The sequence below is a fragment of the Mesorhizobium sp. LjRoot246 genome, from assembly GCF_964254115.1.
Taxonomy (GTDB): Bacteria; Pseudomonadota; Alphaproteobacteria; order Rhizobiales; family Rhizobiaceae; genus Mesorhizobium.
In genome coordinates this window covers 4,107,260-4,130,740 of record NZ_CAXUSN020000001.1, presented here as the reverse complement: position 1 = coordinate 4,130,740, position 23,481 = coordinate 4,107,260, and the positions used below count along the sequence as shown (strand labels likewise).

22 protein-coding genes and 1 tRNA gene are annotated in these 23,481 nt (G+C 61.6%); 8 read left to right on the top strand and 15 right to left on the bottom strand.

The genetic code is table 11. The features are described from left to right. Positions 1-79 precede the first annotated feature (79 nt). From ACSQ3L_RS20045 to ACSQ3L_RS20025, 5 genes are all read left to right on the top strand, one after another. Positions 80-595 (top strand): sigma-70 family RNA polymerase sigma factor, encoded by a 516-nt coding sequence (locus ACSQ3L_RS20045; protein ID WP_436161520.1) that lies wholly within the window; start codon positions 80-82, stop codon positions 593-595. After that, positions 592-1,365 carry an anti-sigma factor family protein gene (locus ACSQ3L_RS20040; RefSeq protein ID WP_436161519.1) on the top strand — a complete coding sequence of 258 codons (774 nt, stop codon included), beginning with the start codon at positions 592-594 and terminating at the stop codon, positions 1,363-1,365. The genes ACSQ3L_RS20045 and ACSQ3L_RS20040 overlap by 4 nt, the downstream gene beginning before the upstream one ends. 23 nt (positions 1,366-1,388) lie before the next feature. Beyond that, positions 1,389-2,105: a Bax inhibitor-1/YccA family protein gene (locus tag ACSQ3L_RS20035; protein WP_436161518.1), complete on the top strand. Its 717-nt coding sequence runs from the start codon at positions 1,389-1,391 to the stop codon at positions 2,103-2,105. A gap of 199 nt (positions 2,106-2,304) precedes the next feature. Beyond that, the gene (locus ACSQ3L_RS20030; protein ID WP_436161517.1) at positions 2,305-3,177 is read left to right on the top strand and encodes an aldose 1-epimerase family protein; all 873 of its coding nucleotides are present in this window, start codon (positions 2,305-2,307) and stop codon (positions 3,175-3,177) included. Positions 3,178-3,217: 40 nt separating this feature from the next. Then, positions 3,218-3,856 carry a glutathione S-transferase family protein gene (locus ACSQ3L_RS20025; RefSeq protein WP_436161516.1) on the top strand — a complete coding sequence of 213 codons (639 nt, stop codon included), beginning with the start codon at positions 3,218-3,220 and terminating at the stop codon, positions 3,854-3,856. A 28-nt stretch (positions 3,857-3,884) separates the two neighbouring features. On the opposite strand, the gene ACSQ3L_RS20020 is transcribed toward ACSQ3L_RS20025, so the two are convergent. The 5 genes from ACSQ3L_RS20020 to ACSQ3L_RS20000 form a co-directional block, all read right to left on the bottom strand. Beyond that, the gene (locus ACSQ3L_RS20020) at positions 3,885-4,796 is read right to left on the bottom strand and encodes an agmatinase (RefSeq protein WP_436161515.1); all 912 of its coding nucleotides are present in this window, start codon (positions 4,794-4,796) and stop codon (positions 3,885-3,887) included. Between the two features lie 122 nt (positions 4,797-4,918). Continuing rightward, positions 4,919-5,812 (bottom strand): carbohydrate ABC transporter permease, encoded by an 894-nt coding sequence (locus ACSQ3L_RS20015; RefSeq protein WP_436161514.1) that lies wholly within the window; start codon positions 5,810-5,812, stop codon positions 4,919-4,921. A gap of 2 nt (positions 5,813-5,814) precedes the next feature. Beyond that, positions 5,815-6,666, bottom strand: coding sequence for a carbohydrate ABC transporter permease (locus ACSQ3L_RS20010; protein ID WP_436163489.1), 852 nt, complete (start codon positions 6,664-6,666; stop codon positions 5,815-5,817). Between the two features lie 202 nt (positions 6,667-6,868). Continuing rightward, positions 6,869-8,194: an ABC transporter substrate-binding protein gene (locus ACSQ3L_RS20005; RefSeq protein ID WP_436161513.1), complete on the bottom strand. Its 1,326-nt coding sequence runs from the start codon at positions 8,192-8,194 to the stop codon at positions 6,869-6,871. Between the two features lie 37 nt (positions 8,195-8,231). After that, complete coding sequence (locus ACSQ3L_RS20000) at positions 8,232-9,317, bottom strand: ABC transporter ATP-binding protein (protein WP_436161512.1); 1,086 nt, start codon at positions 9,315-9,317, stop codon at positions 8,232-8,234. Between the two features lie 406 nt (positions 9,318-9,723). Here ACSQ3L_RS20000 and ACSQ3L_RS19995 point away from each other — a divergent pair, with 406 nt between their 5' ends. Then, the gene (locus tag ACSQ3L_RS19995; protein WP_436161511.1) at positions 9,724-10,893 is read left to right on the top strand and encodes a hypothetical protein; all 1,170 of its coding nucleotides are present in this window, start codon (positions 9,724-9,726) and stop codon (positions 10,891-10,893) included. A gap of 149 nt (positions 10,894-11,042) precedes the next feature. Next, the gene (locus tag ACSQ3L_RS19990) at positions 11,043-11,804 is read left to right on the top strand and encodes a GNAT family N-acetyltransferase (protein WP_436161510.1); all 762 of its coding nucleotides are present in this window, start codon (positions 11,043-11,045) and stop codon (positions 11,802-11,804) included. A 13-nt stretch (positions 11,805-11,817) separates the two neighbouring features. On the opposite strand, the gene ACSQ3L_RS19985 is transcribed toward ACSQ3L_RS19990, so the two are convergent. From ACSQ3L_RS19985 to ACSQ3L_RS19955, 7 genes are all read right to left on the bottom strand, one after another. Further along, complete coding sequence (locus ACSQ3L_RS19985) at positions 11,818-12,636, bottom strand: MBL fold metallo-hydrolase (RefSeq protein ID WP_436161509.1); 819 nt, start codon at positions 12,634-12,636, stop codon at positions 11,818-11,820. 3 nt (positions 12,637-12,639) lie between these two features. Beyond that, a complete protein-coding gene (locus ACSQ3L_RS19980; RefSeq protein WP_436161508.1) occupies positions 12,640-13,434 on the bottom strand; it encodes a TatD family hydrolase in 795 nt (264 codons plus the stop codon). After that, the gene (gene metG / locus ACSQ3L_RS19975) at positions 13,434-14,984 is read right to left on the bottom strand and encodes a methionine--tRNA ligase (protein WP_436161507.1); all 1,551 of its coding nucleotides are present in this window, start codon (positions 14,982-14,984) and stop codon (positions 13,434-13,436) included. The genes ACSQ3L_RS19980 and metG overlap by 1 nt, the downstream gene beginning before the upstream one ends. A gap of 90 nt (positions 14,985-15,074) precedes the next feature. Further along, the gene (locus ACSQ3L_RS19970; RefSeq protein ID WP_436161506.1) at positions 15,075-16,130 is read right to left on the bottom strand and encodes a DNA polymerase III subunit delta'; all 1,056 of its coding nucleotides are present in this window, start codon (positions 16,128-16,130) and stop codon (positions 15,075-15,077) included. After that, the gene (gene tmk, locus ACSQ3L_RS19965; RefSeq protein WP_436163488.1) at positions 16,127-16,801 is read right to left on the bottom strand and encodes a dTMP kinase; all 675 of its coding nucleotides are present in this window, start codon (positions 16,799-16,801) and stop codon (positions 16,127-16,129) included. The genes ACSQ3L_RS19970 and tmk overlap by 4 nt, the downstream gene beginning before the upstream one ends. A gap of 381 nt (positions 16,802-17,182) precedes the next feature. Then, positions 17,183-18,349: a D-alanyl-D-alanine carboxypeptidase family protein gene (locus ACSQ3L_RS19960; protein ID WP_436161505.1), complete on the bottom strand. Its 1,167-nt coding sequence runs from the start codon at positions 18,347-18,349 to the stop codon at positions 17,183-17,185. Between the two features lie 126 nt (positions 18,350-18,475). Then, the gene (locus ACSQ3L_RS19955) at positions 18,476-19,708 is read right to left on the bottom strand and encodes a septal ring lytic transglycosylase RlpA family protein (protein WP_436161504.1); all 1,233 of its coding nucleotides are present in this window, start codon (positions 19,706-19,708) and stop codon (positions 18,476-18,478) included. Positions 19,709-20,045: 337 nt separating this feature from the next. Between ACSQ3L_RS19955 and ACSQ3L_RS19950 the strand changes: the two genes are divergently transcribed. Then, positions 20,046-20,135 (top strand) — tRNA-Ser (locus ACSQ3L_RS19950). A gap of 180 nt (positions 20,136-20,315) precedes the next feature. Here the strand turns inward: ACSQ3L_RS19950 and ACSQ3L_RS19945 are convergent. The 3 genes from ACSQ3L_RS19945 to ACSQ3L_RS19935 all read right to left on the bottom strand — a co-directional run bounded on the left by ACSQ3L_RS19945 (position 20,316) and on the right by ACSQ3L_RS19935 (position 23,363). Further along, positions 20,316-21,389 carry a hypothetical protein gene (locus ACSQ3L_RS19945; protein WP_436161503.1) on the bottom strand — a complete coding sequence of 358 codons (1,074 nt, stop codon included), beginning with the start codon at positions 21,387-21,389 and terminating at the stop codon, positions 20,316-20,318. Continuing rightward, positions 21,389-22,438 (bottom strand): DNA cytosine methyltransferase, encoded by a 1,050-nt coding sequence (locus ACSQ3L_RS19940; protein WP_436161502.1) that lies wholly within the window; start codon positions 22,436-22,438, stop codon positions 21,389-21,391. Before ACSQ3L_RS19940 ends, ACSQ3L_RS19945 begins: the two co-directional genes overlap by 1 nt. A gap of 271 nt (positions 22,439-22,709) precedes the next feature. Then, positions 22,710-23,363: a hydrolase gene (locus ACSQ3L_RS19935; protein ID WP_436161501.1), complete on the bottom strand. Its 654-nt coding sequence runs from the start codon at positions 23,361-23,363 to the stop codon at positions 22,710-22,712. Positions 23,364-23,481 lie beyond the last annotated feature (118 nt).

The window sequence follows — 23,481 nt, the reverse complement described above, 5'->3', positions numbered from 1 at the left end:
ATCGCACGGTCCGGCGAAAAATTGGCGACCTCGGGATTAAAATCCCCACATGCTCCGTAAACAGGACATGAAACCGTCGATGCCACGCTTTGACATCATAGGACAGCTTGGTTCGCTGCGCCGCTACGCGCGCTCGCTGACGCGCGACAGTTCGGATGCCGAGGATCTCGTGCATGATGCGCTGGTGCGGGCCTATGAACGGCGCGGCACCTTTCGCTCCGGCGGAAACCTGCGCGCCTGGCTGCTGTCGATCGTCCACAACACTTTCATCGACAAGATGCGGTCGCGCAGGTCCGAAGCGGCGCGCCTCGAACAGGCCGGATATCTGGCCGACGGCAGCACGCCGGCGCCGCAGGAGCATTCGGTGCGTCTGGCGCAGGTGCGCCAAGCCTTTTTCAGCCTGCCGGAAGAACAGCGTTCAGCGCTGCACCTCGTCGCCATCGAAGGCCTTTCCTACCAGCAGGCGGCCGATGCCAGCGGCGTGCCGCTGGGAACGCTGATGTCACGCATCGGCAGGGCGCGTGCCGCACTGCGTGAGATGGAAGAGCCCGCGAAGGCGAAAAATCATCTCAGGATCGTTGGAGGCCCATCATGACAGCAACTGTCGATCCCGTGACAGATATCGACCTCGACGCCTATGTCGACGACCAGATCGACGTCGCTCGCCGCATAGAGGTGGAGGCATTTCTGTCGACCCGCCCGGAAGCGGCTGCGCGCGTGATGTCGGATCTTCGAACCCGCGATGAACTGCGCGTGGCGCTCGCCGGCTCCAAGGGCATGGCGCGGCCCGCGACCGCCGATGCCGCGCGGCGGCTGGAGAGGGGACTTGCCCGCGGCCGCATCTTCGGCGTGCTGCAGCGCGCGGCGGTGGTTGCCGTCTTCGTCGCCGCCGGCTGGCTGGCGAACGGCATCATCGGGCCGATGTCGGTGACCAAGGTTGTCGCCTCGCCGCAGCCGCCCGCCTATGTCGACGAGGCGGTGCGCGCCCACAGGACGACGCTGGTGCGCGAGAGCATGCCGTCGCAGCCGGAAGCGCCCAATTACAACGCGGGCGAGATCCGCGCCGCCACCGCCATCGTCATGCCGTCGCTGCCGACCGACTGGAGGGTCCGCGACGTGCAGATCTATCCGTCGCGCTTTGGACCGAGCGTCGAGATGGCGGTCGAGACCAAGGACATGGGGCTGGTGTCGCTGTTCGCGATCCGGCCGGGAAGCTTCGACGTCGTCAAGCCGACCGTGGCGCCCTCGGGCGACATTTCCTCGGCCTATTTCCAGATCGGCGAGGTCGCCTACGCGGTGGTCGGACGAAGCGAGGTCCACGATCTCGACCGCGCCGCCGAGACGCTCGCCAAGACGCTTTACTGATCGATCCACAAAGGAGAACGCAAATGAACACCCCCAATCTGGGATATCGCGTCGGCGCCGGCGCCCAAACCGGAGCCATCTTCGATGAGGGCCTGCGCCAGCACATGCTGCGAGTATACAACTACATGGGCGTCGGCCTCGTGGTCACCGGCCTCGTCGCCTTCATGATCTCGTCGACCCCGGCGCTCTACGTGCCGATCTTCTCCAGCCCGCTGAAATGGGCGGTGATGCTGGCGCCGCTCGCCTTCGTCATGCTGTTCTCGTTCAAGATGCAGACCATGTCGGCGGCCAGTGCCCAGGCGATGTTCTGGGCTTTCTGCGCGGTGATGGGCCTGTCGCTCGCGTCGGTGTTCCTGGTCTTCACCGGAACCAGCATCGCGCGCACCTTCTTTATCGCCGCCACCATGTTCGGCGCTACCAGCCTCTACGGCTACACGACCAGGCGCGACCTGACCCAGTTCTCGTCGTTCCTGATCATGGGCCTGATCGGCGTGGTGATCGCCAGCATCGTCAACATCTTCCTCGGCTCGACGGCGCTGCAATTCGCCATCTCGGTGATCGGCATTGCCGTGTTCATCGGCCTGACCGCCTGGGACACGCAGACGATCAAGGAACAGTATGCCGAGAACTTCGACGCGGAATCGCGCCAGAAGCTCGCCGTCTTCGGCGCCTTCTCGCTCTATCTGAACTTCATCAACATTTTCCAGCTGCTGCTGAACTTCACTGGCGAGCGCGAGTAATCCGGACCGTAGCAGGCAACACTCCACATCTTGCCGTGGCCGGAGGGCAACCTCCGGCCACGGTTTTCATTTGAGGCAGCATTTGCCATGTCCGCGGTGGATCGCTCATCACAGCTGAGTGAGATACGATATAGGTCTGCCGCTCTTGAGTTCAGGCGTTGCCCTTTGCTAGCCTGCCGGCAGACAGCCGCGAGGATGCATGGAACAAGACAGCCTGACGCTTCACGGTGACGGCATCTCGGCGACCGTCGTCGGGCAGGGCGCCGAACTGGTCTCCCTGCGCGATGCCGACGGCACGGAGTTTCTCTGGCAGGCCGGGCCGGAATGGCGGCGTCACTCGCCGGTGCTGTTCCCGATCGTCGGGCGGCTGAAGGGCGACCAGCTGCGCTATCAAGGCCAGACCTATCTGATGACCCAGCACGGCTTCGCGCGCGATAAGCCGTTCGCCTGGGCGCAGAGGGGGCCAGGGTCCTGCACGTTGGTCCTCACCGACGACGCCGATACAAGCGCGCATTACCCCTTCGCCTTTCGCCTTGAAGTGACCTACACGCTGGACCACCGGCAGCTAGGCGTGACGTTTGACATCACCAACACCGGCGACGAGCCGTTGCCGGCATCGATCGGCGCGCACCCGGCATTCAATTGGCCCTTGCTGCCGGATCTGGCCAAGACGGATTATGGGTTAACCTTTGCTGACGACGAGCCCGCGCCGATCCGCCGCCTGAAGGACGGTTTGCTGTTGCCGGCGTCGCAACCGACGCCCGTCGAAGGCAACATCCTCAAGCTCTCCGAACGGCTGTTCGACGAGGACGCGGTCATTCTCGATCAACCCGCCAGCACCAGCGTGCGCTATGCCGCCGAGCGTGGTCCGGCGATCGAGATGTCCTGGCAGGGATTTCGGGAATTGGGCGTCTGGTCAAAGCCGGGCGCCGCGCCATTCCTTTGCATCGAACCCTGGCACGGCATCGCAAGTCCGGTGGATTTCGACGGCGACTTTGTCGACAAGCCAGGCGTGATGCTGATCGCGCCTGAAGCAAAGCGCGTGCTGAGCTATCAGATCCGGCTGCTGTGACACCCGTGATCGCCAGATCCAGCCACACCAGCGGTGCCCAATGAAGCTGTACTTCAGCCGTAATCCCAATCCCAGACTCGCGGTCGCGGTGGCACGCTACCTCGACGCGAAAGTCGAATTTGAATTCGCCTCGCCATTCGCTCCGGGGCAAGCGGAGAAATTTCGCCGGTTAAATCCCAATCTCTCACTGCCCATCCTCGCGGAAGGCGAGGGAAAGAGCCTTTGGGAGGCGGACGCCATAGCCTGCCGGCTCTCGCGCGATGCGCAATCGGATTTCTGGCGCACCGGCGATGATGAACCTGAGATGATCCGGTGGCTGAGCTGGGGCAAGGAGCACTTCACATTCGCCTGCGACACGGTGCATTTCGAACGTGGCACCAAGCAGCGGTATGGCATAGGTCCGATCGATCAGGAGCGGGTGGAGGGGGGGCTAAGACAGTTCCACACGGCCGCGGCAATACTTGATCCCGTGCTTGCCGAGCGGGAATGGCTGGTCGGAAATTCGGTTTCCTATGCCGACTTCCGAATGGCGACCTTTCTGCCGTTCAACGAAGCCGCCAGACTGCCGCTCGACGACTATTTCTCTCTCAGCCGCTGGTATCGTGGGCTTGAGGAGATCGACGCCTGGCGCGATCCTTTCAAAGGACTGGATGCGCCCGAATTGCCGCCGGTTCCCTGAACGGTGGCCGGTTAGCAGGGTTTTAATATCAAACCTGCCGGACGATGGTGCCGACTATGTTGACGAGAAGGCGCGCGGCGGTCAGGGCCGACAGACCGTCGATGTCGGCTGGAGGATAGAACTCGACAAGGTCGAATCCCGCGATCCTGGCCCGCCTGCCAAGGCCGGCGATCAGGTCGATCATTTGCGTGTAGGTGAGGCCGCCTGGCGTGCGCGCCGCGACGCCCGGCATGATGCCGGGATCGAGGCTGTCGCAATCGAGGGTGACGACGACCCGCGCACCTTGCGGAATATGCCGGAGTGCCGCTTCGACGCCCTGGGCGTGAACCTCGCGGGCGGTCACGAAGCGGCTGCCATAGCGCCGTGCCGCTTCGATTTCGGTGATGCGCGCGCTGCCGACACTGCGCAGTCCGACCTGCACCATGCCGGCTACATGCGGCATCTCACTCGCCCGGTGCATCGGGCTCGAATAGCCGTGGCGTTCGCCATGCACCTCATCGCGCCAGTCGATATGGGCGTCGATCTGCAGGACCCAGATCGGCTCGCGATCCGCAAAGCCGGCAAGGAAAGGAATGGTCACGGAACAGTCGCCGCCAAGCAGGATCGGCACAGCCGGCAATGCCAGAACCTCGCGCGTCTTCGCCTCGATTCGGAACCGGTTGCCGGCATTGTCATGCATGGTGGTCGCGATATCGCCGGCGTCGATGCAAGAGACCGGCTTGCCGTCGAAGAGCGGGCCGCCGAGATCGAAATCCCAGTGCTCAACGAGCGCGGCATCGTCCTGGCTCGCAGCGCGGATGGCATCGGCCGCCAAGGCGTGGCCGCCGCTATCCTTGCCGGGATAAGTGCTTCCGTGGCCGGCTCCGAAGATCGCCACACGGGGCACGCGGTCATCTGCGAGGCGGTCGGGAAAGCCGAGAAAGGGAGGCGAGGAGGGCATTCCGTGGCGTCCTAAGATGGTCGGTTGAATTTCGGTTCTACCGGCAACTATCGACCGACGGCCTTGTGCCTGCGTCGGCATTCTCGGCCACCGGAACATACCTCATGATCGAGCAAACCTGGCTATTCTTTCACCGCGCCGGTCATCGAGGAAACGTAGTGCTCGACAAAGAATGAATAGAGCACGACCACCGGCAAGGAGCCGATCAGCGCTCCCGCCATCAGCGCTCCCCATTCATAAACGTCGGAGCGGACAAGCTCCGTGAGCACCCCGACCGGTACGGTCTTGTTTTCGGAAGACTGGATGAATGTCAGGGCATAGATGAACTCGTTCCATGAAAGGGTGAATGCGAATATGCCGGCCGAAATCAGGCCGGGCACCGACAGTGGCAGTACGATCTTGGTGAGGATCTGCCACCGGCTCGCCCCATCAATCAGCGCGCATTCTTCCAGTTCGAACGGGATGGAACGGAAATACCCCATCAGCAGCCAGGTGCAGAACGGGATCAGGAAGGTTGGGTAGGTGAGGATGAGCGCAAAGGGCGTGTCGTAGAGCCCGAGGTTGAACACCATCACCGACAGCGGGATGAACAGGATTGAGGGCGGCACAAGATAGGCAAGGAAGACTGCGAGACCAACCTGTCGTGCCCCGGAAAAACGTAGCCGTTCGATTGCATAGGCCGCGAACACTGCAGCCAGCAGCGACAGGAACGTGGCGGCCGTCGAGATGATGATCGTGTTGAGCAGCCAGCCCGGATAGGACGTGTCGAAGAGGAGATAGCGGATGTGTTCCAAGGTCGGGTGCACGACCCAGAACGGATTGAAATTTGCATAATCGGTCATTTCGAGATTGGGCTTAACGGCCGTGATCGTCATCCAGTAAAACGGGAACAGCAGCACGATGACGAACACCAGCAACGGCAAATAGACCGTCACCACGCGGCGCGGCAGACTTTGAAGGTAGCCCATGCCGCCTTCGTCGAGTTCCGGACGTTTGGTTTTTGCAGTCTCGGCCATTGTCAGTCTCCGCCGCCCTGCTGCCATTTGCGGCGTTGCAGGCCGAAATAGCTGAACAGAATCGCCGCAAGCAGGAATGGGATCATAGCGACCGCGATTGCGGCGCCCTCGCCAAGCTGGCCTCCGGAGATGCCGCGCTGAAACGACAATGTCGCCATCAGATGCGTGGCATTCACCGGCCCGCCGCGGGTCAATACATAGATCAGCTGGAAATCGGTGAAGGTGAACAGCACCGAAAAGGTCATGGTGATGGCGATGATCGGCGTCAGCAGCGGCAGTGTCACATAGCGGAACAATTGCCAGCGGCTGGCGCCGTCGAGCGTGGCGGCCTCGTAAAGCGACTGGGGAATCGTCTGCAAGCCTGCAAGCAGTGTGATGGCCACGAACGGAATACCTCGCCAGACATTGGCGGCGATGACCGACGCGCGCGCATTCTCCGGATCGCCGAGGAAATTGATGCGATGGTCGATCAGGCCCATTTCCATAAGCGCCCACGACAGAATGGAGAACTGCGAATCATAGATCCACCAGAAAGCGATGGCCGACAGCACGGTCGGGACCACCCACGGCAGCAGGACAATCGCGCGGAAGAACGATTTGAACGGAAGGTTCTGATTGAGGATAAGCGCCAGCCAGAGGCCGAGCACGAATTTCAGGATAGAAGCGCTGATCGTGTAGAGCAGGGTGTTGAAGACGGAGAGCCAGAAGACGGCGTCACTCCACAGATATTGATAGTTCTCGACGCCTATGAAGATGCCAGGCCGGCCGATGCGGGCATCGGTGAAGCCGAGCCAGACGCCGAGCCCGAGCGGATAGGTCAGGAACACCAGCAGCAGCGCTGCCGCCGGCAACATGAAGCTGAAGCCAAGGGCGTTCCGGCTTTCGGCCAGGGACGACAGGCTCCGCGCCAGGATCGACGGACGCGGCTGAACGGCGGCAGAAGGCACGGCCATGAGATGGCTCCTCACGAAGTCTGGTGCATCGCGACCCGAGCGGCCGCCACGCGAATCCGGAACCAGGCCGGGCAGCGCTCGTGGCCGCCCGGCTGCGTGGCGATCAAACGCGATAGTACCGGTTTGCTCGCTTCTCCGCCTCTTCCATAGCCTCCTGCGGTGTGGCCTGACCTGTCACGGCCTTGGCGAACATATCGACCAGGACATAATCGGCCATGGTCGCCGCCGAAGCGTAGCCGAGCGGCCCGGCATAGCCGTTGGGACGCAGCGTCGCCGAGGCTTTCGCGTAAGCGGCATTGTTCGGGTCGGCCGTCCACACCGGATTGTTGTCGAAGGCCTTGAGTGTCTGGCAGCAGTAGCCCGCCGAGGAGGTGATCCAGTCCGACATTTGCGGAGCCTCGAACATGAACTGCAGATAGGCCTTGGCCGCGTTGGGGTAGGGCGTGTAGTCGAAAATCACGGCCGTCGTCACCTGGAACAGCTCGACGGATTTGCCGACAGGACCGATCGGCAGATTGGTCGTGCGTATGTCCTTGGCGATTTCAGCCAGCTTTGGATCTTTGTCCTTGTTGATCTTGGCCGTGTTGTAGGCGGAAATTCCATTGGCGATCACCCCCAGTTCGCCGGCCAGGAAAGCGCGGTTGTTGTTGACATCGAGCCAGCTTTCGGTGCCGGGGATGAAGGTCTTGTAGAGCTCCTGCGCGTATTCGATCGCCTTGAGCGTCTCGGGGCTGTTGATCGTCACCTTTCCGCCCTCATCGACCATCTGGCCGCCATGGCTCCAGAGCAGCCAGTGAGCGTAGTTGTTGCCGTCGCCGACGCCATGGCCATGCGTGAAGCCGGCGGGATGTCCCTTCGCCTGCAAGGCCTTGCAGAGATCGAGGAAGCCTGCGGTGTCCTTCGGAAACTCCGAGAAGCCGGCCTCCTTCACCCAGCTTTCGCGATAGACTATGGCATTGCCGATGGTGGCCAGCGGCAGGCCGATGAACTTCCCGTCACGTGTCGCATATTGCTTTGGCCCGTCGTGCCAGCCACCGTATTTTGCGCCGAGATACTCACCCAGTCCCGACACATCGTGAAGCTTGTCGGGATACTGATGCGGGTCGTCGAACCAGACGAACATGAGGTCTGGGCCGGAGCCGACATTGGCGGCAACCGCCGCCTTGGGGCGAATGTCCTCCCAGCTTTCCTTGTCGACTCGAACCTCGACGCCTGTGGCCTCGGTGAACCGTTTGGTATTGGCCAGCCATTGGTCCTCATCGCCCTGCACGAACGGCGACCAACGCAGCAGCCGCAGCTTTGCACCGTCCTCGGGCTTGTATGTCAATGCCTGCTGGGCGAAGGCGGGAGAGCCGGCGAAGCGGCTTCCCAGGACGCCCGCCGCGGCGCCGGCGGTGGTGCGGATCACGTCACGTCTGGTGAATTTCATGCTCGTCTCCTCCTGTCGATTTCCTTGCCGTGAGGTCCTACTGCTCGGCTCGTGTTTCAAACCGCTGTCCGGTTTCACCGTGAAAGAGATGGATGAGGCCGGGCTCTGCCGTAAGCCGGACGGTCTCGCCCGGCGTGAAGGAATGGCGTTCCCGGAAGTTCGCGACGATCTCTTCGCCACCTTCTGTCCGGCCTATGAGCTGCACTTCGGACCCTGTCGGCTCGACCACCGCGACGGTGACCGGAATGCCCTGGTCGTCGGACAGCCGCAAATGCTCGGGCCGTATTCCCAGCACCACCGGCTCGCCATTGCCGACGGAAAGTGCCGAGGCCAGCGGGACTGAAATCCCTCCCGAGCCGCGAAAGGACGGGGAGCCGTCGGTGGCAATTTCACCCCTGAGCAAATTCATCGCCGGCGAGCCGATAAAGCTGGCGACGAAGAGATTGTTCGGCCGGTCATACAGTTCCAGCGGCGGCCCGATCTGCTCGACGATGCCGTCGTGCATGACCACGATCTTGTCGGCCATGGTCATGGCTTCGATCTGGTCGTGAGTGACATAGACTGTCGTCGTCTTCAGGCGCTGGTGCAGTTCCTTGATCTCGGCGCGCATCTGCACGCGGAGCTTGGCGTCGAGATTGGACAGCGGCTCGTCGAAGAGGAAGACAGCCGGATCGCGCACGATCGCCCGACCCATGGCGACGCGCTGGCGCTGGCCGCCGGAAAGCTGTCGCGGATAGCGCGCCAGCAACGGCACCAATCCCAGGATTTCGGCGGCGCGTTGAACGCCGGCACCGCTTTCGGCCTTCGAAACACCCTTGAGCATCAACGAGAACGCCATGTTCTCGGCGACTGTCATGTGCGGGTAGAGCGCGTAGTTCTGGAAGACCATGGCGACGTCGCGTTCTTTCGGCGCCAAATTGTTGACGACACGGTCGCCAATCGCGATCTGGCCGCGCGAAATCTTTTCCAGGCCGGCTATCATCCTGAGAAGGGTCGATTTTCCGCAGCCCGACGGCCCGACCAGCGTGACGAACTCGCCGTCTTTTATATCCACGCTGACGCCGTGGAGGATCTCGACGGACCCGAACGATTTGTAGACATCGCCGATCGCGACTGAGGCCATCAATTTCCTCCCGACAGACTCCTGCGACGTCGTCGAAGGAAACCGCTTTCTATCTGGCCGCGACAGCTCCCAAGCTCCTCCCTGGTCACGCGCGATGATGAAACGGTAGCGCTACCAGACCTGCCTGTAAAGGCAAACGCCTGCCGAAAGTGGCATCAAGAATCCAGCAAGCAAGAGTTCATTATCTGGGAGAGAGGCCGTCGAACAGGAAGTCGAGGCCTTTCCGGAAAGCACCATCCCAATCGTCATCCAACAACAGGCGGAAGCCGTGGTCATTCTGGAGTAGGGCGGTGCTCTACCACGATCTGTTGGCCAACCAACGAATCTCTGCTTAGGTGTATCGTCGCACGCGATCCAGTCGGGCCAAAGCCCAATGCGGTGAAAGCGCACTTTCCGGAGGCATTCGATGCGTCGTTTGGTTCTTGCCGCTCTGCTGCTCGCCGCGCCCGGCGCCGGCTTAGCCCAGGAAAGCCTGACCGCGCTTATGTGCCAGGCCAAGCCGACACAATCCTGCGCCCTCGACATGGCCGCGGACGCGATCCGCACCGCGGCACCGCTGACGACGGAGAACTTGCCCTACGGTAGCATGGTCGAGGCAGCGTCTCGCGCTGGGCGACTCGATCTGGCGCTCGAATTCGCGGCTCAGTTGAAGAAGACGGACACGATCGCGTTGGCCGACCTGATCGCCGCTTTTGCCCGCGCCGACCGTCTGGCCGATCTGCAAGCGACCCTTTCACGCCTCGAAACGTCGGAGACTGAATACGCCTTCGTCATCGGCCCGGTTCTTATTGAACTGGGCCGCGAGGACAAACTCGCAGCCTTGCTGAAAGCCATCCAGCCTCAGTATCCGTTCCAGCTTAGCTATTGGCAGGTGCTCGGCAATTTACGCGCCGGCCGTGTGGCGGAAGCGGTGAAGCATCTGGGCGACGTGCCGGAGACAGAGCGGGAGGAGTTGGCCGGGCTGGCCGCGGAAGCGCTCTATTTCGGCGGCGAGACCGAGCGCGCCAAACCGATGCTGCCTTACCTGACCTCATCCGATCCAAGCGCCGTTCGCCGCAAGGCCTACATTGCGACGAAGACGAAGGACAAGGCGGCGGCCGACGCGGTCCTGGTCTCGTTGGCGCAGGTGCCGCCCGACGACTACCCCTATGTCGCGCCGGAAGTGATCTATGCACTGGCCGCCACGGGGCAGTGGCAAAAGGCAATCGACCTTGCACAGACACTTCCTGCGTCCGACCGGGCCTATGCCTTCATCAACGTTGCGGAACGTGCCCGCCAGCCGGAAGTCTTCGCCGTCATCGAGAAGGCGATGCGCGATGACCCTATCAACTTCAACCGCGACCGTATGGCCCGTGGCCTGGTTCGAGCGCTGACCTTGTCCGGCTACCTGCCGGTTGCGCAAACCTTCATCGATTCCGCGACGAACGACTACGACAAGGAAACGCTGGTCACCTTCGCCGCCGCCGCGCTTGCCGAAACGGGCAAGCCGTCCGAAGCGCTGCAATTTACGCGGGCGGTGGCGGACCCACGCCGCAAAGCCTGGGCGCTTTGGGAGGTTGCTTCGAAGATGCCTTGATGTCCCCCATCCCCATCAATCAAAGTCGCATAAGATAGATTATGGAACTGACACGTTGGCCAGGGGCCGAAAATTGCTTCTGATTTTCATAGGCTTGAGCCAATTGTGGCGTATTGCCTTGAGCGGATAGCCAACGCTAGGCTGTCGAAATGAAGAAGGCAAACGGCGACATCGAAGCGGCGATCGAGGTGTTCGTGCATGGCTACAGCGCCGACAGAAGCCGCACCTTTCCTTACGAGGCCAGCCGCGTCGGACCGTTGTGGCTGATGCGCGACGCCGCGCGCAAGAATCCTCGCGACTACCGCGGCGAGGAATGGGTCGTCCACGACGTCGCCGCTCAACAGGCCGATACCATAGTGCGGCAGCATGCACGGCCGGGCTTTGCCATTTCCGTTGTGATCGCGAACGAGGATCCGGACGAGCCGACACGAACCGCCTACAAAGCTCTCGGCTACCGGCTGCTTCGGACAGAAGGCTTTTTCGTCCACCGATTGCACCAGATTCCGAGCCCGCCAGCGGTTGCTTCGGTCGAACGCGTAGAGACGGCCGAACGGGCGGCGCAGTTGGGAAAGATCATCCGCAGGCAGCCGATTGCTGAGGATTTGCTCGGCGACAGCGCGCCGTTCCGCCAGTATGTGGCAGTCGATGGCGTCGATATCGTTGGGCGCGTGCGCAGCTTGGATGCCGTGGGAGCCACGTGGTGTTCGAGCATGTATGTCGAGCCTTCGCACCGGCGTCGCGGCATTGGCCAGGCTTTGATGTCGAAAATGCTGCACGACGATCGGGCGCGTGGGTCGAGGTGCTCGGTGCTGGCTGCAACCCATGCCGGGGCGCTGCTTTATCCCCGGATTGGCTACGAGCGGATTGGGACGCTGCTGATATTTGCGCCAAGGAGCCAAAAGCCCTCATGAACCTCTATTCGCATCACACTGATTCATAAGGGATTTCAATCGCCATCCCATCATAGGCCGGATCGACGTTGGCAGGTGTCTCGGCCATCACCGTGGCGTAGTCGAGCGGCACATGCATATGCGTCAGCACGGCGTGTCTTGGCGCCAATCGCCCGATCCATTCAAGCGCCTCGCCAAGCGACAGGTGACTTGGGTGCGTCCGGTACTGCAGCGCGTCGATGATCAGCACGTCGAGGTCGCGCAGCCGTTGCGCGGTGGCCTCCGGAAAGCCGCTGATGTCGGGGCAATAGGCGAGCGCGCCGATGCGAAAACCGAGCGATATGATGTCGCCATGGATCTGCGGCAACGGCTCGAGGGTGAGGGCACCCCCCTCTCCTTCGATGACCACCGGCCTGGCATGGTCGATGAGATGCGGCCTGACGATCGGCGGATAGGAACTGCCTTGCGGCGTCTCGAAACAATATCCGAACGCTTCCCGCAGCCGAAGCATCGTCGCCATGTCGGCATGGATATCGATCAGCTGGCGCTGGTCGAGAACGAAACCGCGCAGATCGTCGATGCCATGGATATGGTCGGCATGCGGATGCGTATAAACGGCCGCGTCAAGGCGCTTGACCGACGCCAGCAGCATCTGCTGGCGGAAATCAGGCCCGGTGTCGATGACGACAGTCGTGCGGCTGCCGTTGGCCGCGATCCGCTCGACCAGTGCAGCGGTGCGCATGCGCCGGTTCTTCGGATTGTCCGGATCGCAATTGCCCCAGTCGCCGGTGATGCGCGGCGTGCCCGGCGACGAGCCGCAGCCGAGAATGGTGAGGCGCAGCCGGTCGGTCATCGTTCAGGCGCTTTGCTCGACAGGCCGCGGCATCTTGCCGAACAGCCGAAAGAAATTGCCCGTCGTTAGATCAGCGATTTCAGTCTCGCTGACGCCGATCGTTTCGGCCAGCACCTTGGCTGTGTGCGCGACATAGGCCGGCTCGTTGCGTTTGCCGCGAAACGGTACGGGCGCCAGATACGGCGCGTCGGTTTCGACCAGCAGGCGGTCATGCGGCACATCGGCGGCAATGGCGCGCAACTCAGCCGAATTCTTGAAGGTCAGGATGCCTGAGAACGACACGTAGCCACCGAGAGCGACGCCCACCTCGGCAAGTCGGCGTCCGGAAGAAAAGCAATGCAGGATGAAGGGGAAGGCGCCCTTCCCTGTTTCATCCTCGAGAATATCAGCCATATCGTCATCGGCATTGCGCGAATGGATGACCAGCGGCAGCCCTGTCTCACGCGCTGCGGCGACATGGGTGCGAAAACTTTGCGCCTGCGCATCGCGTGGCGCCTTGTCGTAGAAATAGTCGAGACCGGCCTCGCCGATCGCCACCACCTTGGGGTGAGATGCCAGGCGAACAAGCTCGTTGGTGGTGACGTCCAGCTCCTCCGCCACATTGTGCGGATGCGTGCCGACGGAGCAATAGACTTCGTCGAAAGCCTCTGCAATTTCAAGAATTTGCTGAAACCGCTTCACGCGGGTCGAGATCGTCACCATGCGGCCTATACCGGCCGCCCTGGCGCGGGCGACAATGGCCGCCCGCTCCTCGGCGAAATCTGGAAAATCCAGATGGCAGTGGCTGTCGACGAGCATCAGACGTTCGCGTCCGGCTGGTCGACATAACGCGGAAACACCCCTTCGGGCACGGGCAACGCAGTGCCGGGTACCAGCGCATGGTCCGCGTGGACATGCGCGAAATCGCGGCTCTCCGCCGGCACCGCCAGCAGGTCCAGCAGTTTGTTGGCCGAGCCCGGAACGAAGGGCTGACACAGCACCGCCACGCGGCGCACGACTTCGGCGGTCGTCCACAGCACCGTTTCCATGCGTACGGGGTTGGTCTTTTTCAACGCCCATGGTGCCTCGCCGGCGAAGTAGCGATCGGCTTCCGCCACCACGCCGAAGATCGCTGCCAGCGCCAGATGGATGCCCTGCTCGGCGATCGCCTTGCGCGCGGTGTCGAGCGCGGCGGCGGCCTGATCCAGGATCGCTCTGTCTGCATCCGTCAACTCGCCACGCTGCGGCACCACGCCGCCGCAGTTCTTGGCGATCATCGACAGCGAACGCTGCGCCAGGTTGCCGAGACCATTGGCAAGATCGGCATTGGTGCGGTTGACGATCGCGTCATGGCTGTAGCTGCCGTCGTTGCCGAACGGCACCTCGCGCAGGAAGAAATAGCGCACCTGGTCGAGGCCGTAGTGCTCGACCATCGCGAAGGGATCCACGACGTTGCCAACCGATTTCGACATTTTCTCGCCGCGGTTGAACAGGAACCCATGCGCGAAAACGCGCTTCGGCAACTCAATGCCGGCTGACAGCAGAAAGGCCGGCCAATAGACCGCATGGAAGCGGACAATGTCCTTGCCGATGATGTGCGTGGCCGGCCAATAGCGCCATTGCTCGGACTTTATGTCGGGATAGCCGGCGGCGGTGATGTAATTGGTCAAGGCGTCGACCCAGACATACATCACATGCTTGTCGTCGCCGGGCACCGGCACGCCCCATTTGAAGGTCGTGCGCGAGATCGACAGATCTTTCAGCCCGGACTGGACGAAGCTCTGCACCTCGTTGCGCCGTTCGGCCGGTCCTACGAAGTCGGGCTGGCTGTCATAAAGGGCCAGCAATTTGTCCTGATAGGCGGAAAGCCGGAAGAAATAGCTTTCTTCCTCGTTCCATTCGACCGGCGAACCAAGCGGTTCACGCCGCACGCCATCCTCACCGACTGTCGTCTCGCCTTCGTCGAAATAGGCTTCCTGGCGGACCGAATACCAGCCGCTATAGCGGTCGAGATAGATGTCGCCATTGGCGGCCATCGCCTTCCAGATTGCCTGGCAGGATTCGTAGTGGCGCGGCTCGGTCGTGCGAATGTAGTCGTCATTCGAGCCGCCCAACGCCTCGGTCATCGCGCGGAAAATCGCCGAATTGCGGTCGGCCAGCGCCAGAGGCGTGATGCCTTCCTTCTCGGCCGTCTGCTGCATCTTCAGGCCATGTTCGTCGGTGCCGGTCAGGAAGAACACGTCCTTGCCGTCCAGGCGCTGGAAGCGAGCCAGCGCGTCGGTTGCAATGACCGTATAGGCGTGGCCGATATGCGGCTTGCCGTTCGGATAAAAGATCGGGGTGGTGATGTAGAATTTGTCGCGTGACATGAATGGACCGTCATGAATGTCTGAATGGAAAGGCGTGGCGGTGGATATCGTATCGGGGCAGAATTTGCCATCCCGATCCCGGAAACCCAGTCACATTCGCATTGCAGAATTCAGGCGGTCGATCATGGTCAAAGCGTGCTGCTTCTTGTCGAGATTGTAGGTGTCGGTCTCAGATATAGCGTCCAGCGCCTCATGCCAAGTGTCCGACAGCGTTTTGGCCCGTAGGAGATCGCCCGCCAATGCTGCCTGGCTTGCCGCATCCGACAACAAGTCCAGCGCGCGGCGGTTGAAGATATCGAACTGGATCGCCTGGTCGCGGCCGGCCACGGCTTCGGCAAGGCGATACGCACCGCCGACATCGCTCTTTTCGCCCGTCACCAACGCGTCGAGCGTCGAAGCGATCTCCAACCCGCCATACTGCGTCAACAGGATCGCATTGCGGGCGCTGCCCCCTGCCCGCTCGGCCAGTGCCGCGCGCGCCGCCGGATCGTCAGGTGGCGCCGGCTCGGTCGTTTCCAGCACCGCCATCAGGTCGTCGGCGTCGAGCGGCGTCAATCGCACCACCTGGCAGCGTGACCGGATCGTCGGCAGTAGGCTGCCTGGAGCATGGACGATCAGGATGAAAAGCGTTCGTGCCGGCGGCTCTTCAAGATTCTTCAGCAAGGCATTGGCGGCATTGGCGTTCATGTCGTCGGCCGGGTCGACGATGACGACCCGGTAGCTGCCGTCATGCGAGGTCAGCGACAGGAAGCGGCTGACCTTGCGGATTTCATCGACGGTGACGACCGACTTGAAGCTCTTGGTCTTGTCGTTCAACGGCCGGGTCAGATGCAACACCGAAGGATGCGCTCCGGTGGCGATCTGGCGAAACAGCGACGAAGCTGGATCGGGAATGGCTAGGCTTTCCGGCGCCTGCACGAAATCCGGGTGCTTCAACAAATGATGCGCAAGATGGAAGGCGAGCGTCGCCTTGCCGATGCCGACCGGTCCGGAGAAGATCAGCGCATGCGGCAGCTTTCCCGAACGATAGGCGGCGGTGAGCATGCCCGCGGCTTGGCTGTGCCCGATCAGAAATGGCGTTTCGGATGGCTCCGGCACGCCGTCCAGCGTGTCGTGCTGCTCGGGTGCGATGCGTTCGAAGATCATGCCGGTGTCGCCTGCCTGTTGCGCGCCGGCGTTCTTGCCTCCAGCGCCGTGAACACGGCAGCAGTGACGACATTCTCGACCGCATCGGGATCGGCGGCTGCGTCGACCACGATACAGCGTTCCGGCTCGGCAGCCGCGATCGCCAGGAACGCCTCGCGGCGAGCCTGGTGGATTGCCAGCGTCTCCTTTTCGAAGCGGTCGGCGACTGCCTCGGTGCCGCGCCGCAGCGTTGCGCGCCTCAGGCCTTCCGCCGGATCGATATCGAAGATCAGCGTCATGTCGGGCATCATGCCGTTGATGGCGACCTGCTCCAGCGCCTCCATGAACGCCGGGTCGATGCCGCCGGTGACGCCCTGATAGACGCGTGAGGAATCGAGGAAGCGGTCGCAAAGCACGACGGAGCCACGCTCGACCGCCGGCCGGATGACTTGTTCGACATGGTCGGACCGCGCGGCGGCAAAAAGCAGCGCCTCCATCTTCGGCCCGAATGGTTCGGCCGCGCCCGAAAGCAGCACATGCCTGACGGCTTCGGCGCCCGGCGAGCCGCCTGGTTCACGGGTAAGCAGGACATCGTATTTCTTGGCGCGCATCTTCCTGGCCAGCCGCTCGATCTGCGTCGACTTGCCTGCTCCTTCGCCGCCTTCGAAGGTGATGAAAAATCCGCGTGCCAACCGAGAGGCCTTCTTGTCCATGCCTGAAATGGGATTGTATTGCTCTAGATAGTCCGCGCTCGGCAAAACGTCCATGCCGTCAATTTTTTGCCTTTATGCATGTCGTTCGCCCAAAAACCGCGAGGTTATGCATATGGAATTCCTGAGATGTCTGCCCGGCACGGACCCCCACCCCAACCCCTCCCCACAAGGGGGAGGGAGACTTCCGTTGGCGCCTACCCTGGGCAAATCGCCTGTCTTTTCGGCGCCAAAGAAGAGTTAGAGGCACGCGGCAGCGTTCCCTCCCCCTTGTGGGGAGGGTTAGGGTGGGGGTCCTTCTTCGCAAGAATCCGTAGGCGATAGCCCTGCCCCAAAGCCGGGACCACTTTTGAGCGACATGCCTTAGCGCAGCCAGCCGACCGCCAGTTCCTTGACGGCATCGAGCGCGCGCTGCGGCAGTGTGCCGACGCCGATCGATTCGGCGGCGAAAAGCGGCGTCTCCTGGCTAAGCGTATCGCCGATCCAGACGCGCAGCGCGCCCACCGGTTGCCCCTCCTCCACCGGTGCTGCAACCGGGCCGTTGTAGACGATCCTGGCCGTCAGCTTGTCGCGGTTGGTGATCGGCAGGAAGATGTCGATCGGACCCTTGGCCTTCAGCATCACCCCGGATTTCGCGCCGCCGAAAACCTGGGCCTCGCCGACCACCTCATCCTTGGCGAAGATTTCGGTCTTCTCGAACGAGCGAACACCCCAGTCGAGCAGCTTTCGCGCCTCTTCGGCACGCTCCTTGTCCGAGGCCAGCCCGCTCATCGCCGCGATCACCCGTGTGCCGTTGTGGCTGACCGAACCGACGATGCCGAAACCCGACGCCTCGCTGGCGCCGACCACCAGGCCGTCGGCGCCGATGTCCATCGCCAGAAGCGGATTGCGGTTCCGCTGCAATATCTTGTTCCAGGTAAAATCCTTCTGGCCATAGTAGCGATAGAAATCCGGATAATCGCGCCATAGGTGTACGGCCAACTGCGCCAGTTCGCGCACGGTCGTCTGCTGGCCATCCGCCGGCAGGCCGGTCGAATTGACGAAGGTCGATGTCTTGAGACCGATCTGGCGAGCGCGTTCGGTCATCTGCGCGGCAAAATTGTCTTCGGATCCGGACATGCCTTCGGCGATGACGATGCAGCCGTCATTGGCCGCCTGCACGGTCACGCCCAGAATCAGGTCCTCGAGCCGGATCGACGATTTGAGCTTGGCAAACATCGTCGATGTTCCCGAAGGCGCGCCACCTCTGCGCCAGGCGTTTTCGCTGACCACGAACGTATCGTCGAGCTTCAGGCGGCCGGACTTGATGGCGTTAAACACCACTTCCATGGTCATCAGCTTGGCCATTGAGGCCGGAGGGATCGGCTTGTCGGCATCCTTCGAAAACAACACCGTTCCGGTCTCGGCGTCGATCATGAAGGCCTGCGCGGCCTTGGTCTCGAACAGCTGTGCATGGGCTGGGTTCTGGGAAAACAGCAGGAGGCCGAAAACCAGAAGCCCGGCGAGAGGCTGGAGCAAGCGAAATTGCATGATGTTCGACCCGTTGGCCGGCACCGCCGGCAAGCCCGCGAAAAGTATCAGGCTTTTCCCGCAGCGGATCAACCGCGCGTTTCGCGGCGGATCAACCGCGCAGCGGAAATCCGACCTGGCTTGCGCTCAGTTGCGCACAGCCAGTGCATCCGGCGCGCCATGCGACCATGCTGCCTGGAGCAAATCGTCCAGATTGCGGTGGCCATCGGGATAGAGATTGACCGAATACCAATCTTCGCCATCGAGCTCCGAACGCTGGATCTCGATCTTGCCGAATGCGGCAAGCTGAGCGGCAATGCGCTTGGCCTCCGCTGCATCCTCGAACGAACCGGCCGCGACGTAGTCGGTGGACAGACCGGCCGGCGGCTGCTGCCGCTTCCACGATTGAAGGATGTCGGATGGCGACATGCCGTCGCCATCCAGCGCGGCGAAAACATTGGAGGCGCGTTCGACCCGCTCGTCCGCATAGGACAGCGAAGCCATGGCAAACGGCGATTGCGGCGGCAGATTGATCTGCGGGCGCTCAGGCACGATCGGCCCGAAATCGGGCAGCGCCAGATCGCCATAAGCCGGCGCTTGTGCCGACATCACCGGCTGGACAGCCCCGGAATCTGTCAACTGGCCCGGAAACGGCACGGCAGCGGTGCCGGCAGGCAGGCTTGGCGACGGCCCGTTCATGGCCACCATGACGCCGGTCGGCAGTCCATCCGACGGATCCGGCGCCCTGTTGCCGGGGTGGTAGGAAGCCATCAGATACTGGTCGTCATTGCCGTCGAGCGGTGCACGGCCGACATATTCGACCTTCACCTGGGCGGTGCCGGTGTTGGCATAGTCGAGCATCTGGGCGGCACGCTCCGACACATCGATGATGCGGCCTTCGTGGTATGGACCGCGATCGTTGACGCGAACGATGACCGAACTGCCGGTCTTGAGATTGGTGACGCGGGCATAGCTTGGCAGCGGCATGGTTGGATGCGCCGCCGTCAGATGCGTCATGTCGTAGACTTCGCCATTGGCGGTAAGCCGGCCATGGAAGGCATCGCCGTACCAAGAGGCCAGGCCGACCTTGGCGTAGCGCTTGTCTTCCTTGGGGTAATACCACTTGCCGCGGACCTGATAGGGTTTGCCGAGCTGATCCCTGCCGCCGCCGCGCTGGATGCGCCCGTTCCGGGAGAAAACACGCGGACTTGCCTTCACGCCATATTCGGATTCGGAGAAATATTCCTTAGAGCGGGTCTTCTTGTAGACCATCGCTTTCGGCTCAGGCTGCGACGCGCAAGCCGCCAGCAAGGCGGCCGACATAGCGAACAACGCGACTGTGGCAGCGCGACGAAGACGCGGTTGCGTCACAGCCTGCATTTTCCTGATGTCCCCTTCAGTCTCAACTCAAGACGCCGCGTTCAACCATCAGAGGAGCCAAAACACTCACCCGACAAATACCAACGACGCCTAAAACCCCGATCCTTTGTGCGCAGGAATTGTTTATCACGGTATTAACCGATTGTGGCCGGAACCGGGCAAGATTGTGACGGCGGGCCATACCGAGCACCCTGAAAAGTCACCGCTTTTCGTTCTTCCGCACGAAGGTCATGTCCTGCCCCCTGCCACAGAGCGCCCAGTCCCCGCTTCTGCCGGGCCATGCCTGGCGGTTGACAGGGCTTTGTCGGGCACACTAGAGCAGTGGACCGCGACAGCTGGAGGAATGGCCGAGCGGTTTAAGGCACCGGTCTTGAAAACCGGCGTGGGTGCAAGCTCACCGTGGGTTCGAATCCCACTTCCTCCGCCAACCCGCTGATTGTATTCAGCAAAGTTTGTTGACGGAACCCTGGAGTCCTGTGGCACACCCTGCAATTTTCTACGATGCCGTTGCAGCAATAACGCAACAGCTACCGTGTTTGCAGCCTGCCTCCATGACCCGATTCGAATGCAAGGAGCATTGGAGATGTGGGGAAGCGATTAGCAGGGTTTAATCAGGTATGCTGTCGAGCCATTCAGAAACGGCTTCTGTGTATCTCTCTATGATGTCGGCGCGACCACAAAGGGTCGGAGAGGCCAGGAAGCTATAGGTCTGATTGACGACCTGCCTCAACTCATCTGCCGATAATTCGGCAGAGAACACGTTGATCACATCGAGGATATCAACCACTGCGATATCCTGGGCATACGGTTCTATGAAACGCAGCATGGCGGTTGGCGTAGCCAGCTGATCATCGGAATTCACGCCTGATGCAATGATAATGTATTTCCGTAGCCCCGCGCCATGCATCTTCGCGCGAAAATCGCTTACTCGATTCTTCCAGTCCGGCCGAACTGTTACCTCATAGGCCGAGACCAATACGTCCTCCCGGAACTCTTCGATATCGCTGAAGGTCGCGTCGAACTTATCGGAGGCATGAACATGATGCGTTCGAATCTCGTGGCCGAATCGCCGTCGATGAACATGAAGGAATCCCGCGATTAGAAACTGCTGCACGTTTCCTTCAGAGGGGATTCCTATCAGACGATAAAATAGGAGACGCGCGCGCGCATAGGTCAACACATCGGCGCCAACCGGAGGCAGAGGAGCAACCAGCTGGCGCGTTTCGGCGAAACGATATGCCATGTAGTCTGCGGCTGTCGCTCGCTGTTCGGGCGCCAGGCTCTCAAGCATTCCAGCCAGTCGATTGAAACGATTGTCGCCCTTGAGGCGAGCCGCCGACACGTTCCCCTTCCAGCCAAGGTTTTCGCCGAACGCCGTGATCGAATTGTGTAATGCGATGTGTCGGAGGTTGAGTTCGTTTGCGAGCCGTTTGTCCCCCCACTTTCCACGGATGCCGATCGGTATGGAGCTGAAATCCCACGCCGCGTCCTGGAGCTGATAGAACGTGAAAAACAAGGATGCCAAGCGGACACTGTTGGAGCCGTGGCCGAGCTGGGCATCAAGGACAGCCCGTAGGTCGCCCTTCGGAATCCTTGCCAACCGCTCGCCATCAATGAAGGCGTCGACACGCCCCAGCGCCTGACTGACAGCTTCCTCGACGAATCTGTTTCTCGTGCTCACTACGCAGCCACAAAGAGAGGCGGTGCCGCATCCGCTGGGCAATGCGTGTCATCGGACACCGCATGCCCGTTCAATTGGCTCACGACCGCTCTGGCTACCACCTCTGCCAAATCCGGAGGAACGGCATCGCCTACCTGCGTATATTGGGAAGACCGCGATCCGAAAAAACGCATCTCCCGTGGGAAGGTCTGAATGATGGCTGATTCCTCGACGGTCATGCGGCGAGCACCGGGCACTTCGCCAACCCACGGCTCGCCTCCTTCCAGGAGGTGTCGATTGTAGGCGACCGCAACATTGAGGGTATCAATCCAGTGAGTCTTGTAGCCGCCGGCTGCCGCTAGGATGGTGTGACAGGGTGCCTTGAGATCTATAGGGCGCCCGCCCCCATTGTAGACATGTCCGGCGTAAGGGCTCTTTCGCGGATCAGGAAATCTGGCAAAGACCACTGGGCATTCGGGCGGCTCGCCAATTGGGTCATGCGAGATCAAGCTGCCTGAGGCCACATAGGCCTTTCCCGTGGTCGGGCCGTGGGTGGGTTTCGGGAACCGGAAGTTGCCTCGCCGGAAACCCACGATGAAGAGCCTCCGACGCTTCTGGGATACCCCATAGTCCGCTGCATGAAGGACCCGCCAAGAGACGTTGTAACCCATCGCCTCAAACTCAGCGATGAGCGAGGCGAGATAGCCAATGCTGTTGCGCGTGGTAAGTCCTTGGACGTTTTCGGCAACGAAGGCTTCCGGGCGGACCTCACGCAGGACGCGAGCGAACTCCGGGAACATGTTGCGTGTGTCGGCGGTTGCGCGGCGGAGGCCTCCCGTGGAGAAGGGCTGGCAAGGTGGGCCGCCGTATACGACGTCGATCTTCCCCGCATAGCGCGTGAACGAGAGCCGCCGGATGTCTGTACAGAAATGCTCGGCGGCAGGCGTGTGGCCGCTATAGGTCACCACAGCATCCCGACGATGTTCCACACAGGCAAGCGGAATGATCCCGGCCCGCTTGAAGCCAATCGTCATCCCGCCGGGTCCAGAAAACAGATCGAGGCCAATCATCCGCTCTATTGAGCAGATTCGACTTGGTGCCGCAAATCCCCGCGAAAAGTCAAGTTAGCCATAGTTTAAGGCACCGGTCCTGAAAACCGGCGTGGGTGCAAGCTCACCGTGCGCTCCTCTGTTCCAGGTCGATGTATCCGAGATCATAATGCATGCCGGCCGCCCTCCTTCAGGCATGGGCGGCCGTCTTTTGGAGCGGGATGATGCGGCTCGACAAGCAGTCAGCATGTTGGCGCTGGATCGCTCAAAACTTTCGTCACCCCCGCCCAGATCAACCCGTGGTGCTCGGCACCGGCGTGTTGAGAAGCTGCTGCTCCCAAAGATACGCGATGCCGCTGCCGCCGAAGTGCTGGATGAGAATCTCGGTCAGCTCCTCGACATGCTCGGTGCGCGCCCAATCGCGTTGCCATTCGCCAGCGAGCGCCATCACGGTCATCACGTTCGCGCCGGCCGCGATCATGCGCTGGATGGCAACTTCATGAGACTCCTTCGAAATCCCGCCCGACGCGTCGGTGATCACGGTCACGTCCCAGCCTTCGCCGACTGCCTGGATCACAGGCATTGCGACGCAGACCTCGGTCCACAGGCCGGCGATGATCAGCTGCTTGCGGCCGGTCGCCTTGACGACGTTCACCACATTCTCGTCCTGCCAGGTGTTCACCCAGGTGCGATCGATGACTTCCTGGTTCGGAAATACGTCGGTGATCTGCTTAAAGAGAAGTCCACCGCGCGCCGCGATCACGCTGGTGAGAATGGTAGGCACCTTGAAGGCCTTGGCGAGCTTGGCCAGACCTGTCGAGTTGTTGACCACCATATGGGGATCGTGGCTGTTCAGGCTCGCGAGCTGGTAAGGCTGGTGGTCGATCAGAACGAGGACCGAGTCTTCTGGACGAAGAAGCGAATCAAGGCCGTTACGAGGGGTCATCAAGACTTCCTTTCTCTGCCGCTCTGGATGGCAATGGGTTCACGGGAGACATACGCCAGTGGGCGGGCGTTGCCTGGGACGCAATTTGCCGTTCCTTCTGGTGATGCGGTAGTGCCAT